This window comes from Ruegeria atlantica (genome assembly GCF_947495585.1).
GTDB lineage: Bacteria > Pseudomonadota > Alphaproteobacteria > Rhodobacterales > Rhodobacteraceae > Ruegeria > Ruegeria atlantica_G.
Window position 1 is genome coordinate 260,485 of sequence record NZ_CANLZK010000001.1, and the last position, 15,542, is coordinate 276,026.

A 15,542-nucleotide genomic window follows, 5' to 3' on the forward strand; every position below is an offset into this window, starting at 1 on the left:
CTCATGACGGATATGCGCCCGGTTGGATATGTGATTGGCCTATTGGTCGCCATTCTTGGGGCGACCATGCTGCTGCCTATGCTTGCGGACTTCATCGAAGGCCGAGGCGAGTGGCACGTTTTTCTCGAAAGCGGCGTCATCACGATTCTGACCGGCGTCGTTCTGGCAATGAGCTGCTCGAACGGAGTAGGCGAAGGTCTGACGATCCGTCAGACCTTTTTACTGACCACAGGGGTCTGGGTCGCACTGCCATTTTTTGGCGCCATTCCGTTTCTTTTGGGCGAGACCGAACTGCGCTTTGTCGATGCGTATTTCGAGGCGATGTCGGGCCTGACGACGACAGGCTCGACCGTGATTTCCGGCCTCGATAACCTGCCACAGGGGTTGCTGCTTTGGCGTGGCCTGCTGCAATGGTTGGGCGGCATCGGCATCATCGTCGTGGCCATGGTTTTCTTGCCCGAGCTTCGCGTCGGGGGGATGCAAATCTTCCGCTCGGAAGGGTTTGAAACCATGGGGAAAATTCTGCCGCGTGCGCAAGAGATCGCGGGCCAGATTTCCCTGATCTACGTCTTTCTGACGATTGTTTGCGCGCTGGTCTATGCAGGTCTGGGGATGGGCTTTTTTGATGCCGTGGTGCACGCCCTGACGACGATCTCAACGGGCGGGTTTTCAAATTATGACGCGTCCTTTGGCACGTTTTCCGGCCCGGCAGAATATGCGGCCGCTGTCTTCATGATCCTCGCTGCACTGCCTTTCGTGCGCTACGTCCAATTCGCCAATGGCAATACGAGGTCCATTTTCCGCGACAGCCAGATACGGACCTTTCTGGCGACCATTCTGGTGCTAGTGGTCATTATGGCGGTCTTTCTGACCTCCGTTTTCCCGCATCATTGGGAACAAGCTTTTCGGGAATCACTGTTCAACATCACCTCGATCATTTCGGGTACCGGGTATGCCAGCGTAGATTACATGGGCTGGGGCAGTTTCCCGATCATGATGTTCTTTCTGATCGGTCTGATTGGCGGCTGCGCGGGTTCAACCGCCTGTTCTATCAAGATCTTCCGGTATCAACTGCTGTTTGCTTCGATTAAGACCCAGATCCGCCGCATCCGCTCACCTCATGGTGTTTTTAAGCCGCAATATGATGGCCGTTCGATTGGTCCGGACGTTCTGACCTCAGTCATGAGCTTCTTCATGTTTTTTGTGCTCTCGTTGGGCGTGCTGGCCTGGGCGCTGGCACTGACGGGATTGGATTTCATAACTGCCGTCTCCGGTGCAGCCACAGCGCTGGCCAATGTAGGGCCGGGGCTGGGGGATCAAATCGGACCGGCCGGCAACTTTGCAGGGCTCAGCGACACCGCGAAATGGCTGCTGTCAATCGGTATGCTGGTAGGGCGGCTTGAGCTTTTGGCCGTTTATGCACTCTTCACTGTCCAGTTCTGGAGGAATTGATGAAAAGACCCCTTGGTGCGCAGATTTCGCATATGCTGCGGGATCGCGGAGTGGATGTGATCTTTGGTATACCCGGCGTGCACAATCAGGAAATGTATCGCGGGATCGAAGAGGCCGGAATCACCCATGTGCTGGCCCGGCACGAGCAGGGGGCAGGGTTCATGGCCGACGGCTATGCCCGTGCGACCGGCAAGCCGGGTGTTGCATATGTCATCACCGGACCGGGGTTGTGCAATATCATGACACCGATGGGGCAGGCCTATACGGACTCGGTCCCGATGCTGGTGATTTCCTCGTGCCTTGATGAAACGCAAGGCGTGCACGGGCAGTTGCACCAGATGAAAGACCAACGCGCTGCGGCTGAAACCGTGACTGACTGGTCGCATCAGGCGAATACCGCTCAGGCCGCTTATGGTCTGGTCGAGCGGGCGTTTGAAGAGTTTGAACTCAGCCGTCCACGTCCAAAGCACATTCAGGTGCCGATTGCACAGCTTGAGGCCGATGCTGATCCCGCACCGTTTCCCAACCAACCTGGTTTGCGCTCAAAAGTTCTGCCGCCGGACTTGGCTCCGGTAATGTCCATGCTGAACATCGCACGGCGCCCGTTGTTTATTCTGGGTGGTGGTGCGCGGTCGAATCTGTGGCGGCAAATCCTGACGCAGTTGGGTGCGGCCTGTTTTACCACGTATACCGGGCGCGGAATGGCGGGGTTGGGCTATGCCTTGGACTACGGAGCCATGTTGCCACGACCGGGCAGCGCCGATGTTATCGCTTCCGCCGACCTTGTGGTTGTCGTGGGCGCGGAATTGGGCGAGGTCGACCTGTGGCGAAATGCATTGGGCCACACGGGCAATCTGGTGCGTATAGATGTGGACCCGAAGGTTCTGTCCGATCACCATCGCGCCGCAGTGAAATTACAGGCTGACGGGGAAAGCTTTGCCCATGCACTTTGGGCGGCTATCGACCATGTTAAACCTTCGACGGGCTGGACAGCGGAGGAAGTCGCTGACACGCGCCGCCGTTGGCGGGCCGAAGTGGATGCGGAACGACCGGGTATCGTCCCGGTGCTGGATGCCCTTCGCGCGGCGATGCCCGGCGACACCATGATCTATTCTGACATGACCCAGTTCGCTTATGTCGCCAAAGAGGTTTGGGATATGGGCTATCCCTATCACTGGCACCATCCGACCGGATTCGGCACGCTTGGCTATGCGCTGCCGGCCGGAATTGGCGGGGCTGTGGCGCGCCGAGGTAAGCCTACAGCGGTGATCGCCGGGGACTACGGTTTTCACTATACGATGCAAGAGCTTGGTGCAGCAGTCGAACTGGGCCTGTCTCTGCCGATCATCCTTTGGGACAATGGAAAACTCAAAGAGATCGAGGATAGCATGGTCCGAGGTCAGATCGCCCCAAATGCGGTGGTGGCGCGCAACCCGGACTTCTGCAAACTGGCCGAGGCCTTTGGCGCGTTGTCGTCTGCGCCCTCCAGTTTGCCCGAGATGCAAGAGGCGGTTCGGTCAGCCTTTGCCGCACCAGTTCCGACACTGATCCGGGTCACACCGGATATTCTTTAGCCAACAAAAAAGCGCCGCCCGAAAGAGCGGCGCTTTTTTCGTTTTGGTTTAGTTCTTAATCCCAGCAATGAACCAACACGGTCATGCCAGTTGCCCGGCGGCTGAGTTCATTGGGCGAGATTTGCGCCGTCGGCTGACCCGATTGACCGGATACACCCGCCTTGTTCAGAACTTCGTTCAGGCTGTTTGCCGTTGCAGCGAGGCTGACGGACGCGGGCAGGGTGCGTCCTTCGGTCGGGGTTGGCAGCAGCATGCCAACAACCTGGCCATTGCCGTCAAAAACCGGTCCGCCCGCATCGCCGGGCTGGGCCGCCAATGCCAGACGTTTAACGCCGTCTTCTCCGTTCAGGCCGCGCACATCAGCGATCTGACCAAAGGTGAGTGTCGGTGCGCCCAAGGCGCCCTCATACGAGAAACCCGACACCGCGATCTCAGATTGAATGCGCGGCGCATCGGCGCTGAATTCTGCCACGTTGACCGGAACCAAATTGCGGCTGGGGCGCAGAACCGCCACACCCAGATCGGCATCAGACGAGGCGAGCTGGAACTCCTGATCATCATCAAGCGTGATGCGTGTGCAGCTGTCAGCGGCCTCAAATACGGTCAGGACCGTGCCGCTGGTATCAGCGAAGAAGCCCGAACGGGACAGGCGCGGTGTGCGTACCTGCAGTCCGGACACCAGATCAATCCGCTGCTCGGCATTGGCACCCGCTGCGGCGTCCAGCACCGTGCCAGTTGCGGTAAAGCCGGTCTTCATTGCGGCTAGCACTCTGGCGCGCCGGGCATCGTCACCCTCGGGCCAAACCAGTGCAAAGCCTTTGATCTGGCCATCGTCCAGCCGTGCTTCGCTATAGGTCACGATCCCATTACCGCGCCCTTCCAGCGTAAAGCTGTCGCCGCGCAGTTGTCGTGGGCCATCGAGCGGAACGATTTCCAGCGATTGCAGCACCTCATAAAGGGCGCGCAGCGTGGCTTTGTCGCCTTTCTGACTGATCAACAGGGCCTTGGCGACCAGATCGGTTGTGCTTTTGAAGTGAACAAACGGGGCCTCATAACGGTCGAATGCGATGACACCCAGCGGCAGATCCACATCGATACCGGCCTGCGGGTCGGAGTAACGCTCCATCCCGACGCTCAGAAGGGGGGCGTTAAAGTCGTCAATCAACGCCTTGCGCTGCGCAGTCGTCAGAACGCCGGTAGCCTCAAAGCCATTGAACCGTTGCCAGTCGCCCATGGAGCGCCGCGTGCCTTGGCCAAATGCGCCATCGATCGTTGAATTGTAAAAACCCGCGGCCTGCAGGGCGGTTTGCAAATTCATGCGTTCCTGCGTGCTTAGAAGACGTTCGCTTTGCAACGCTTGTGAGCGTGTCTCGTCAGAGGCCTGCGGTGTTACGCCAACAACCGGCTGTTCCGGCTGAGGTTCGACTGGTGGCGTCACGACGCCCCGATCCAGAATGTTCTCTCCGACCGGCCAGAATTGCTGACCCAGTGCACTAGAAAACGCGATATAGCTGTCCGCAGGGATTTGCCCCTCGGCGCGGTAAACGCTTAGAACCTGTTCCGCATCGGTGCGCAAATATGGCCCGATAACAATGGCATACCAGCCAGAGTTCAATCGAAACCCGTTTACGTCCGGCAAGGTACCGGCATAGGCCCGCGCACGTTCCTGCGCTTCGCGCAGCGAGGGCTGCGCTTCGACCTGCACCCAGACACCTGCGTCCTGCTGTGCAAAAACAGCGCGCGCGCCGATGAGAAAAAGAAACAAAATTGCCGTAAATATGCGAGTCATTGTCTGCCCGTGTCTGCAGTGTTTTATCTTTGCCGGACCCTACGCGAAACAACGTACCGAAAGCCATGCCCGGAATACGGGGAATTTCCAGTGTGGCTGCGCAGTGACAGCATAGGCTTTGCCGCCCGTTGACGCCCAACGGCCCCTTGCATAGGAAGGACAAAACCCAACGGAACCGGGCGCAGTGGCGTCCAAAGGGAATGTCATGACCGACCAGTCCAGCGCACCACGTTCTTTTCAAGAGATTATCTTGCGGCTTCAGACCTATTGGGCCTCAAAAGGCTGCGCCATTCTGCAGCCCTATGACATGGAGGTTGGTGCAGGTACGTTCCACCCGGCGACCACCTTGCGCGCGCTTGGGTCGAAAACTTGGGCCGCAGCTTATGTGCAGCCTTCGCGCCGCCCTACGGATGGGCGCTATGGTGAGAACCCCAACCGGTTGCAGCATTATTATCAGTATCAAGTGCTGATCAAACCCAGTCCGCCGGATTTGCAGGACCTGTATCTGGGCTCGCTTGAGGCGATTGGCATCGACATGACCCTGCATGACATCCGGTTTGTCGAGGATGATTGGGAAAGCCCTACCCTTGGCGCATGGGGTTTGGGTTGGGAAGTTTGGTGTGACGGCATGGAAGTCAGCCAGTTCACATACTTCCAACAGGTCGGTGGCCATGATTGTGCGCCGGTCTCGGGCGAGCTGACCTATGGCTTGGAGCGCCTGGCGATGTACGTGCTTGGCATCGACCACGTGATGGACATGCCATTCAACGATCCGCAGTCACCAAGCCCGCTTTCCTATGGCGACATCTTCAAGCAGACCGAAGAAGAATACGCCCGCTGGAACTTTGACGTGGCCAACACCGAAGTGTTGTTGCGCCACTTCGAAGAAGCCGAGGCTGAGTGCGCCGCCATTCTGGCACAGGAGCATGACGACCCAAAAACTGGCAAGCGCATCATCATGGCGCACCCAGCATATGATCAGTGCATCAAGGCCAGTCACGTGTTCAACCTGCTGGACGCACGGGGCGTAATCTCGGTAACCGAGCGTCAGGCCTATATCGGCCGCGTGCGGGCCTTGGCGAAGCAATGCGCAGACGCATTCCTGCTGACCGAGGCCGCCGGGTTTCAGGCCTAATGCGCCGCTCAGGCCAGTCCGGGCAGCAAGACCTTAAGGCCAGCAGCGATCATGCTGATTGCGATGGCCGACAGGATCATGCCCATGAACCGGCTCATGATAACACGAGCATTGTCAGACAGACGTTTGGCAATGGCTGCGGCGTTCCAGAATGTCACGAACAGCAACAGCAGGACGGCCAGGAAAACGCTAGCGTAAACAATGGCATCTACCGGTTTGTGAATGTGGCTCGCATACAGGATCAACGTGGTAATTGTGCCCGGCCCGACAAGGATCGGAAAGGCCAGCGGATAAAAGGCAACCGTATCAGGTTCGGGGTAGGATTGCCGTTCCCCCTCGGTTCCGTGATGCGACGTGCTGGGCTTTCCGTTCAGCATGTTCAGACCAATCATCAGAACGACCAGACCACCCGCGACGCGCAGGTCATCGACGCTGATGCCGAACAGGCTGAGCGTTTGACTTCCCACAGCCGCAAACGATGCGCCAAGGATCAGGCAGTAGAGGGCCGTCTTTGTAGCCACTTTGCGTTGCTCAGCCGGGGCAAGGCCGTCGGTGACGCTAAGGAATACTGGCAGGTTCGTGATTGGATTCATGATCGCAAAAAGCGCTCCGAAGAATCCTACGGCAAGGGTGCTGTCCATTTCAAAAGTCTCTTTCCGGCCTGTAATCAATTGGAACCTGTCCTATTTTTACCGATCGTGAAAGAGGCATCGTGAGCAAAAGGAAAAGACAATGACAGGAAAAGTGCTTGCGATCATAGTGCTGATCTCGGCGGCAGTAGCCGGTTTTGGGATGTATTACCTGCAGATCTACGGATTTTATTATGACGTGGAATCCAAGCCCGGGCAGGATGTCATGTTGATGACGGAAGGGGCCGAGGCGCCCACGCCTATATCCTACAGTGCGTTTCAGGCGATTGACGCGGACAGCTCACCCATCCGCTACCGTGCCTGTTTCGAAACGGATATGACGCTTGCGGGGATTGAGGAAAACTATGTCGCGGTCGAGAATGCAGAACCGCTGACCGCGCCCGGATGGTTCGATTGCTTTGACGCCGTGGCGGTGGCGGATGCCCTGAAATCAGGCGAAGCCAAAGCCTTTCTGGGCGCAAAAAACATCCACTTTGGCGTTGACCGAATTGTTGCCGTTACAAATGGCGGAAAAGGCTATGTCTGGCACGCGCTGAACAATTGCGGCGAAAAGGCCTATGACGGCACCGTGATTGGCGAAGAATGCCCGGACCGACCACAGAATTGAGGATATGATGACCGCCGAGACCCTGCAGATACCTGATTTCCTGACCGCTACGTTGGGCTTTGCGGTGTATCTTTTGGGGGTCGAGATCAACGCGCGCGTCGCCGCATTACGGCAGTTTAACATTCCCGAACCTGTCACGGGTGGTCTGCTGGCCTCACTGGTTGTGCTGTTGTTGTATCTGGTCTTCGATCTTGAGCTGTCCTTTGATCTTGCCACACGGGATTTTCTGTTGGTGGTGTTCTTTGCGGGCATCGGTTTGAACGCGCGGCTCTCTGACCTGATATCAGGCGGCAAGCCTCTGTTTTTACTTCTGATCCTGACTTTGGCGACGATTGTTGCACAAAACGGGATCGGGGCAATTGGGGCGTCTATGTTCGGCTATCCGGCGCAAGCTGGTGTTCTGTTTGGTTCGGCATCCTTGATCGGCGGCCACGGAACCGCGATCGCCTGGGCACCCGAGGTGGCCGAGGCCACCGGTCTGGACGGCGCGACCGAGTTGGGGGTTGCCGTTGCTACCCTCGGGCTGGTGCTGGCCGCTTTGATTGGAGGGCCGATCGCAAGGCTTCTGGTCGAGGGGCGCAACCTCAGCCCCGCGCGTCCGGATGAGGACCACACCGTCGGCCTGCCGATCGATTCCGACGAAACGGCAGTAAAGATCGACCATGTCACAATCATGCGGGTCTTATTGTATCTCAATCTGGCGATCATCGCGGGGTATTTCTTGGGGGAGGTGATCAGCGCCGCTGGCCTGAAGCTGCCCCTGTTTGTGCCCTGTCTGATCATGGGCATCGTAATCGCAAATCTGCGGGCAACGTTTTTCCCCAGCCGTCCACCGATCGAACGTACACCCTCACTGGCGCTGATCTCGGAATTCTCGCTGGGCGCGTTTTTGGCGATGTCGCTGATGAGCCTTCAATTGTGGACCATCGCTGAACTGGGGTTGGCGATTGTGGTCATCATGTCCGCGCAAACCCTGTTTGCAGTGGCCTTTGTGATCTGGGTTCTGTTCCCAGTCATGGGCAGCAACTACCGCGCTGCCGTTCTGGCCGCTGGTTTCGGGGGGTTCGCTCTTGGCGCCACCCCGACTGCAATTGCCAATATGACCGCCGTCACCAAGCGATATGGCCCATCTCCTATTGCCTTTATCGTGCTGCCCCTTGTATCCGCATTCTTTGTGGATATCGCTAATGCCATCGTCATACAGACGATCGTCAATTTCTAAGGACCGAATATGCCCGACCTGCTGATCGAATTGTTTTCCGAGGAAATCCCCGCGCGCATGCAGACCCGTGCCGGCGATGACCTGAAAAAGCGGATCACCGATGGTTTGGTCGAGGCCGGTTTGACCTATGCCTCTGCTGCCTCTCTGACGACGCCGCGCCGCCTTACACTGGCGGTTGAAGGGCTGCTGGCGGAAAGCCCGATGATCAGCGAAGAACGCAAGGGTCCGAAAGTTGGCGCGCCGGACAAAGCCATCGAAGGCTTCTTGCGCGGCGCGGGTCTGACTCACGATCAGTTGGAAGAGCGTGAAACCCCCAAAGGCGCGGTCTATTTCGCCACCATCGAAAAACCGGGCCGTCCTGCGGCCGAGATCGTGGCCGAGGTGCTTGAGGCAACGATCCGCAACTTCCCCTGGTCGAAATCCATGCGTTGGGGCCGTGGGGCGATGCGCTGGGTGCGCCCGCTGCATTCTATTTTGTGCATACTGACCGATGAGACCGGCGCGCAGGTCGTGCCGATGGAAGTCGATGGCATCCAGTCCGGTGACACCACCGAAGGTCACCGTTTCATGGCGCCGGGTCGCTTTGCGGTCTCGTCCTTCGAGGATTACACCGCAAAACTGAAGCGCGCGTTTGTGGTGCTGTCGCCTGCGGAGCGCGCAGAGCACATCTGGAACGACGCCCAGAACCTTGCCTTTGCGACGGGGCTTGAGGTCGTTGACGACAAGGGCCTGCTGGCAGAGGTCGCAGGTCTGGTCGAATGGCCAGTTGTCCTGATGGGGCAGATCGATGATGAGTTTCTGGAACTGCCTCCCGAGGTTCTGCAGACCTCGATGAAAGAGCATCAGAAGTTCTTTTCCGTGAAGAACCCCAAGACGGGCCGGATTGAGCGGTTCATCACTGTTGCGAACCGCGAGACCACGGACAACGGCGCGACCATTCTGGCTGGGAACCAGAAAGTTCTGTCGGCCCGTCTGGCCGATGCCAAATTCTTCTGGGAGAACGATCTGCGCGTTGCCAAATCGGACATCGCCCAATGGACCCGCGCGCTGGAGAATGTGACCTTCCACAACAAGCTGGGAACTCAAGCCGAGCGGATCGACCGCATCGCGGCGCTTGCCCGCGAATTGGCCCCGGTGACGGGCGCGGATGCCGATCAGGCCGAGAAAGCCGCTCGTCTGGCCAAGGCCGATTTAAGCTCCGAGATGGTCTATGAATTCCCGGAACTTCAGGGGCTTATGGGTCGTTATTACGTCGAAGCCGCCGGCGAGGACGCCGCCGTGGCCGCCGTGGCGCAGGAACATTACTCGCCGTTGGGGCCGTCGGATGATGTGCCCACCGCGCCGTTGTCAGTAACTGTGGCGCTGGCCGACAAGTTGGACACGCTGACCGGGTTCTGGGCGATTGAGGAAAAGCCCACGGGATCGAAAGACCCGTTTGCCCTACGCCGCGCGGCGTTGGGCGTGACGCGATTGATACTCGAAAACGATTTGCGTCTAAGATTGGATCGGTTCTTTGATAGCCAGTTGGTTCGGGCAGTGGGTGCCATCAATGACGCGTTGCCGAAATCAGATGTCGAGGACCTGCTGGAAGAAATCGCGGATCACGGCGTCTTCGGTGCAGCCTTCAAGGCGGTCAAAGACAATCTCGGCGACAAGCCGACCGCTGAATTTCTGGGGTTGGAGAAGAAAGTCCCGGACGCGTCCGACGATCTCCTCTCCTTCTTCCACGACCGACTCAAAACCTTCCTCCGCGACGAGGGCATTCGCCACGACATCATCGACGCCTGCATCGCGATGGACGGCAATGATGACCTCAACCTGCTGGTCAAGCGCGCCCGCGCGCTGAATGCCGTGATCGCGACCGAGGATGGCGAAAACCTCGTGCAGGGGTTCAAGCGCGGCAACAATATTCTGACCCAGGCCGAGGAAAAGGACGGGGTCGAGTATTCCTATGGCGCAGATATCAAGTTTGCGGAGACCGACAGCGAAAAGGCTCTGTTCGGCGCGTTGGAAGCAGCACAGGCCAAGATCGACCAGGCGCTGAAAGCCGAGGATTTCCCAAGTGCGATGTCGGCCATGGCCGATCTGCGCGGTCCGGTCGATGCGTTCTTTGAGGATGTTCAGGTCAATACCGACAATGACATCCTGCGCCGTAACCGTCTGAACCTGCTAAGCCAGATCCGTCAGGTCTGCTCCAGTGTTGCCGATCTGAGCCGCATCGACGGCTGATCCAGAACGCCCTTGCGCCATTGGTGCAGGGGCTTATGCTGCGGTGAAATCAAAAGGTGCCGCAGTGCAGAATAATCCGCATACTACGCTTATCACGTCCGAAGCGCCCGTTGCTGCCAACACGCATGGCGGGCGGGCGAAATGTCTGCAACGTCTGGTTCGTCTGGAACTGCCGGTTCCACGAACGGTCGCGTTGTCGTTTGATGCGGTGCATCAGATATCGGACGGGCAGGTGCCGGATTTGGCCGCTGTTCTTGAGCAGTTTGAACAGACCGCGCTGCTGTGTGTCCGGCCCAGTTCCGAAGATCCCGATTGGGGCGGCCCGGGTGCCATCTTGAACATCGGCATGAATGACGCGCGCTATGTCGACCTGTCGGATTCGATGGGGGTCGAGGCCGCGGCTGCGTTGTATCTGCGCTTTGTCCAAAGCTATGCCGTTCATGTTGCGCGGCTGGACCCGGATGTGTTTGACGAGATCGATGCAGATGGCCGTGAGGGGCTGCAGGAATCTCTGCGGGCTTACGAAGACGAGACGGACGAAGCCTTTCCACAGGATCGCGGTGAGCAGCTGATTGCTGTGCTGCGTTCGATGGCACGCGCATGGGAGGGCACCTCGGCCCGTTTGTTGCGTCAGGCCAAAGGTGCGCCAGCGGATGCCGGTCTGGGTCTGGTGATCCAAGAGATGATCCCCGGCGTCGGGCAGGGGGAATGCGGATCGGGCGTGTTGCAACTGATTGATCCGACCACTGGATTGCCTCAGATAACCGGTCGTTATCTGAGCCAAAGTCAGGGGCGGGATGCGCTGGGAGAAGGCGTCGCGGCGCTGTACCTGGAAAAGGACCCGCGCGGAAAGTCCCTGGAGGAGGTCGCGCCCAAGGCTTTTGCGGACCTCAAAACGCATGCGGCGCTTATGCGGGTCAAGCTGCGCGAGGAAATGCAAGTCGAGTTCGTGATTGAAAACGGCCACGTGCACATTTTGGACGGCGTGCGGGTTCAACGCAGCGCACGCGCGGCGATGCGGATCGCAGTGCGCCTTGCCGAAGACGGGATCATACCGCCGCAAGAGGCTGTAATGCGGGTTGATCCGCATTCCCTGAATGAGCTGTTGCACCGGCAGGTTCACCCTGATGCGGAACGGGACACCCTGACCACCGGAATTGCCGCCAGTCCGGGTGCTGCGACCGGCAAGATCGTGTTCACCTCGGCGGAGGCGCAGGCAAGCGCCGCGCGGGGAGAGCCGTGCATTTTGGTGCGTCGCGAGACCTCTCCGGAAGATGTGCGCGGTATGCATGCCGCCGTGGCGGTCCTGACGGAAAAGGGCGGCATGACCAGCCACGCGGCCGTGATTGGCCGGGGCTTGGGTCTGCCGTGTATCGTCGGCGCGTCCGAGATGCGGTTTCAGACAAAGAAAAAACAGCTGATGGCTCCCGACGGGCGGGTCTTCAAAACCGGCGACACATTGACCATCGACGGTAGCTCGGGGCAGGTGTTGGCTGGGAAGCCGACGATGCTCGAGGCCGCGTTGGATGATTGTTTTCAGACCCTGATGGGCTGGGCTGACGCAGAGCGGGACATTGCAATTCGCGCCAACGCGGACACACCCGCAGACGCACAAACAGCGCGGAACTTCATGGCGCAAGGGATCGGGTTGTGTCGGACCGAGCACATGTTCTTTGACCCCGGCCGCCTGATCGTAATGCGCGAGATGATCTTTGCGCAGACCTCATCCGGTCGCGAAGCCGTTTTAGAACGCCTGTTGCCGATGCAGCGCGATGACTTCGCCCAGCTTTTCCGGATCATGGAAGGGCAGCCTGTCTGTATCCGTCTGTTCGATCCACCGTTGCACGAGTTTCTTCCGACGACGCGCACCGGCCAACGCGAACTTGCCGAAGCGCTAGACCTGCCGGTCTCAGATGTCGAACGCAGGGTCGACGCCATGACCGAATATAACCCGATGCTGGGCCTGCGCGGCGTACGTCTGGGTGTGACGGTTCCCGAAATCTACGACATGCAGGCGCGTGCGATTTTCGAGGCGACGCTTGAAGCCAGCAAAGACGGCGCACCGGTGGTGCCCGAGGTGATGATCCCGCTGGTATCCGCCAAGCGCGAGGTCGAACTGGTCAAGGCGCGCATCGATTCCGTGGCAGCGGCCGTCGCCGCCGAACGGGGGCAGGAATTTGAGTACCGGTTGGGCGTGATGGTCGAAACCCCTCGGGCCTGTTTGCGGGCTGCCGAGATCGCGCCACAAACCGCGTTTTTAAGTTTCGGAACAAACGACCTGACGCAGATGACCTATGGCCTGTCCCGCGATGATGCCGGCCGGTTCATGTCGGCTTATGTCCGGCAGGGTGTTTTTGTCGAAGACCCGTTTCATGTGTTGGACGCGGACGGAGTTGGCGAATTGCTTAAACTGGGGGCTGAACGCGGCAGGCTAGCACAACCAGAAGTCACATTGTCAGTTTGCGGCGAACATGGCGGTAACCCCGAATCAATCGCCATTTGCCGGGAATTGGGCTTTGACTATGTGTCCTGTTCGCCCTTCCGGGTGCCCGTCGCTCGGCTGGCTGCCGCTCAACTGGCGATTTCGTCCAGACTTGGGGGTTGACAGAAGGGCGGCACTCTAGAATTAGTAGGTAACAGAAAGCGCCGTCGTCAAATATTGTTGACGAAACGGCGATTTTCCACTTGCTTTTCCGTCAGAACTGGACGTCGCCGTTTGAATTCGGTAATAGCCTCATCGCGCCCGCCGGGGGAGGGTACGGCGCTAATTGTGCCTGTGCGAGGTTATCTGATGCTACGATACATATTGGCTGTTGCCACATTGGCAGCAACCGTGCTGCCGAGTGTTTCCGTCGCCGAGAGGGAAGCCACCGAATCTGCCAAACGCGAACTTGTAACCCGGAGCGAATTGCCCGGGCAAAAGTTCCGTGATTACTTAGGCCTGTTTAAGCCACGTAAAGAACCTGTGCTGCAACAGGTGTCCTATTCCAAGGATTGGCTGGATCAACTGCCGACTGCCGCTGGTGACGAGAACTTCAAATGTCTGGCTGAGGCGCTTTACTTTGAAGCGCGCGGCGAAAGCGTTCGCGGTCAGTTTGCCGTGGCCGAGGTGATCCTGAACCGGGTCAAAAGTAGCCGCTTTCCAAGTTCGCTGTGCGGGGTGATCAAGCAGGGAACCGGTAAGAAGTACCAATGCCAGTTCACCTACACCTGCGATGGTCAGAAAGAAGTTATCCGCGAGAAAAGAGCCTATGAGCGTGTGTCCAAGGTTGCCCGTGCGGCAATCGACGGCGTTGGCGTCGGGCTGACCGAAGGGGCGACCCATTACCATACCAAGGCCGTGCGCCCGTCATGGTCGCGCGTCTACAAAGAAACGGCCCGGATCGGCGTTCACATTTTCTACCGCCACAACTATCGGACCGCGAGCAACTGATTGACGCACCCGCGCTGGAACCTTGATTGCGCGGGGCGTTTTCTGCCTTATGTAGCGGGCCAGGAGGTCCGCCATGATGTTATCCCGCAGACGGTTTTTGCAAACTTCGGCCGCGCTTGCCCTGCTTCCAAAGGTAGCGCATGCAGTCAGCTCTGATCTGGTCGCGCAAGAAGCGGTGCAACAGATTGCGCCTGACGGATATCCAGCTACGCCGGTTTGGACCTATGGCGGTCGCGTTCCCGGTGTCGACATCCGATTGCCTCAGGGCGGGCGCGTCAGTCGCAAGCTGATAAACAATCTGTCTCAACCGACGGCAGTGCATTGGCACGGGATCCGGATCGACAACGCGATGGATGGCGTGCCCGGGTTGACGCAGGACGCGGTCGAGACGGGCCAATCCTTTGACTATGACTTTGTTGCGCCCGATGCAGGAACCTATTGGTATCACTCGCATAACCGGTCTACCGAACAGGTCGCCCGAGGTCTCTATGGACCCCTGATCGTTGAAGAATCCAGCCCGCCGGATGTTGATCAGGATCTGACGGTGATGCTGGACGACTGGCGGCTTGACCCTGAAACCGCGCATATCGTGGACGACTTCCACAATGGGCACGACCTTAGCCATGCGGGGCGGCTGGGTAATCTGGTGTCCGTCAACGGCAGCTTTGATCCGGCTTACCCTGTTGGGTCAGGGGAACGATTGCGATTGCGTCTGATCAATGCATCGAACGCTCGGATATTTGATTTGGCGTTGGACGGGCTGGCAGGTTGGATCGTGGCACTGGATGGCATGCCGCTGACAGTTCCATCGCCTGTAGAGGATAGCTTCCCACTTGCGCCCGCACAACGGGTGGACCTTGTTGTGGATGTGACGTCCGCGTCCGGGGATGTCGCGGGTGTCGCCAGTATCGAGCGGGATGGCGGTTATGGCTTGGTACGTTTTCAAGTTTCCGAAACGTCCACATCGCAAAGGCAGGGTATTGAACCATTGCCTGCGAACAATATGCCTGAATTTCAGTATGATCAGGCACCGCTGCATCGCATGTCCCTGCAGGGCGGCGCGATGCGATGGCTGGAAGGGGCCAAGCTTGGCGATCAGGACCTGACAGGCCGTGAACTGGCTCAACTGGGCCGGTTCTGGGCGTTGAACGGATACGCGGAACGACCCAAGGATCCGTTTCTGGATGCGCGTCTGGGTCAGGTGCACCGGATCGAGTTTGTGAACGAAACTGTCTTTCCACATGCGATGCATCTGCATGGTCACCACTTCCGGCTCGTCCTGCCGGATGGCAGTTTGGGGCCCTGGCGCGACACCGTGCTGGTGGACCGGGGCCAGACCCGTCAAATCGCGTTGGTCGCGGACAATCCGGGAGACTGGCTGCTGCATTGCCATATGCTGGGACACGCTGCTTCGGGTATGATGAGCTGGTTCCGCGTAACCTGACGCCGCA

11 protein-coding genes are annotated in these 15,542 nt (G+C 58.6%); 9 read left to right on the top strand and 2 right to left on the bottom strand.

Annotated features, from left to right (window positions below):
• Positions 1 to 3 precede the first annotated feature (3 nt).
• Together QMP16_RS01295 and QMP16_RS01300 are read left to right on the top strand one after the other, a co-directional pair.
• Complete coding sequence (locus QMP16_RS01295; RefSeq protein ID WP_282150937.1) at positions 4 to 1,452, top strand: TrkH family potassium uptake protein; 1,449 nt, start codon at positions 4 to 6, stop codon at positions 1,450 to 1,452.
• Positions 1,452 to 3,026 carry a thiamine pyrophosphate-binding protein gene (locus QMP16_RS01300; RefSeq protein ID WP_282150938.1) on the top strand — a complete coding sequence of 525 codons (1,575 nt, stop codon included), beginning with the start codon at positions 1,452 to 1,454 and terminating at the stop codon, positions 3,024 to 3,026. Before QMP16_RS01295 ends, QMP16_RS01300 begins: the two co-directional genes overlap by 1 nt.
• A 55-nt stretch (positions 3,027 to 3,081) precedes the next feature.
• On the opposite strand, the gene QMP16_RS01305 is transcribed toward QMP16_RS01300, so the two are convergent.
• The gene (locus QMP16_RS01305; protein WP_282150939.1) at positions 3,082 to 4,815 is read right to left on the bottom strand and encodes a serine protease; all 1,734 of its coding nucleotides are present in this window, start codon (positions 4,813 to 4,815) and stop codon (positions 3,082 to 3,084) included.
• Positions 4,816 to 5,020: 205 nt separating this feature from the next.
• Here QMP16_RS01305 and QMP16_RS01310 point away from each other — a divergent pair, with 205 nt between their 5' ends.
• Complete coding sequence (locus QMP16_RS01310; RefSeq protein WP_108858925.1) at positions 5,021 to 5,950, top strand: glycine--tRNA ligase subunit alpha; 930 nt, start codon at positions 5,021 to 5,023, stop codon at positions 5,948 to 5,950.
• Positions 5,951 to 5,958: 8 nt separating this feature from the next.
• On the opposite strand, the gene QMP16_RS01315 is transcribed toward QMP16_RS01310, so the two are convergent.
• The gene (locus tag QMP16_RS01315; RefSeq protein ID WP_282150940.1) at positions 5,959 to 6,591 is read right to left on the bottom strand and encodes a MarC family protein; all 633 of its coding nucleotides are present in this window, start codon (positions 6,589 to 6,591) and stop codon (positions 5,959 to 5,961) included.
• Between the two features lie 91 nt (positions 6,592 to 6,682).
• On the opposite strand from QMP16_RS01315, the gene QMP16_RS01320 reads away from it, so the two are divergent.
• The 6 genes from QMP16_RS01320 to QMP16_RS01345 all read left to right on the top strand — a co-directional run bounded on the left by QMP16_RS01320 (position 6,683) and on the right by QMP16_RS01345 (position 15,535).
• Entirely contained in the window at positions 6,683 to 7,207 is a 525-nt protein-coding gene (locus tag QMP16_RS01320) for a DUF6446 family protein (RefSeq protein ID WP_282150941.1), read from the top strand.
• Between the two features lie 7 nt (positions 7,208 to 7,214).
• A complete protein-coding gene (gltS, locus tag QMP16_RS01325) occupies positions 7,215 to 8,429 on the top strand; it encodes a sodium/glutamate symporter (protein WP_282151568.1) in 1,215 nt (404 codons plus the stop codon).
• Positions 8,430 to 8,438: 9 nt separating this feature from the next.
• Positions 8,439 to 10,658: a glycine--tRNA ligase subunit beta gene (glyS, locus tag QMP16_RS01330; RefSeq protein WP_282150942.1), complete on the top strand. Its 2,220-nt coding sequence runs from the start codon at positions 8,439 to 8,441 to the stop codon at positions 10,656 to 10,658.
• A gap of 43 nt (positions 10,659 to 10,701) precedes the next feature.
• A complete protein-coding gene (locus QMP16_RS01335) occupies positions 10,702 to 13,263 on the top strand; it encodes a putative PEP-binding protein (RefSeq protein ID WP_282150943.1) in 2,562 nt (853 codons plus the stop codon).
• A gap of 186 nt (positions 13,264 to 13,449) precedes the next feature.
• Positions 13,450 to 14,091, top strand: a complete 642-nt coding sequence (locus tag QMP16_RS01340; protein ID WP_058277625.1) for a cell wall hydrolase — start codon at positions 13,450 to 13,452, stop codon at positions 14,089 to 14,091.
• Between the two features lie 73 nt (positions 14,092 to 14,164).
• Positions 14,165 to 15,535, top strand: a complete 1,371-nt coding sequence (locus QMP16_RS01345) for a multicopper oxidase family protein (protein WP_282150944.1) — start codon at positions 14,165 to 14,167, stop codon at positions 15,533 to 15,535.
• The last annotated feature ends 7 nt before the right edge of the window (positions 15,536 to 15,542 follow it).

Excerpts from the sequence above, each read along its gene's own strand:
- QMP16_RS01295 (WP_282150937.1), top strand. The coding sequence starts at position 4 with ATGACGGATATGCGCCCGGTTGGATATGTGATTGGCCTATTGGTCGCC.
- QMP16_RS01300 (WP_282150938.1), top strand. The coding sequence starts at position 1,452 with ATGAAAAGACCCCTTGGTGCGCAGATTTCGCATATGCTGCGGGATCGC.
- QMP16_RS01305 (WP_282150939.1), bottom strand. The coding sequence starts at position 4,815 with ATGACTCGCATATTTACGGCAATTTTGTTTCTTTTTCTCATCGGCGCG.
- QMP16_RS01310 (WP_108858925.1), top strand. The coding sequence starts at position 5,021 with ATGACCGACCAGTCCAGCGCACCACGTTCTTTTCAAGAGATTATCTTG.
- QMP16_RS01315 (WP_282150940.1), bottom strand. The coding sequence starts at position 6,591 with ATGGACAGCACCCTTGCCGTAGGATTCTTCGGAGCGCTTTTTGCGATC.
- QMP16_RS01320 (WP_282150941.1), top strand. The coding sequence starts at position 6,683 with ATGACAGGAAAAGTGCTTGCGATCATAGTGCTGATCTCGGCGGCAGTA.
- gltS (WP_282151568.1), top strand. The coding sequence starts at position 7,215 with ATGACCGCCGAGACCCTGCAGATACCTGATTTCCTGACCGCTACGTTG.
- glyS (WP_282150942.1), top strand. The coding sequence starts at position 8,439 with ATGCCCGACCTGCTGATCGAATTGTTTTCCGAGGAAATCCCCGCGCGC.
- QMP16_RS01340 (WP_058277625.1), top strand. The coding sequence starts at position 13,450 with ATGCTACGATACATATTGGCTGTTGCCACATTGGCAGCAACCGTGCTG.
- QMP16_RS01345 (WP_282150944.1), top strand. The coding sequence starts at position 14,165 with ATGATGTTATCCCGCAGACGGTTTTTGCAAACTTCGGCCGCGCTTGCC.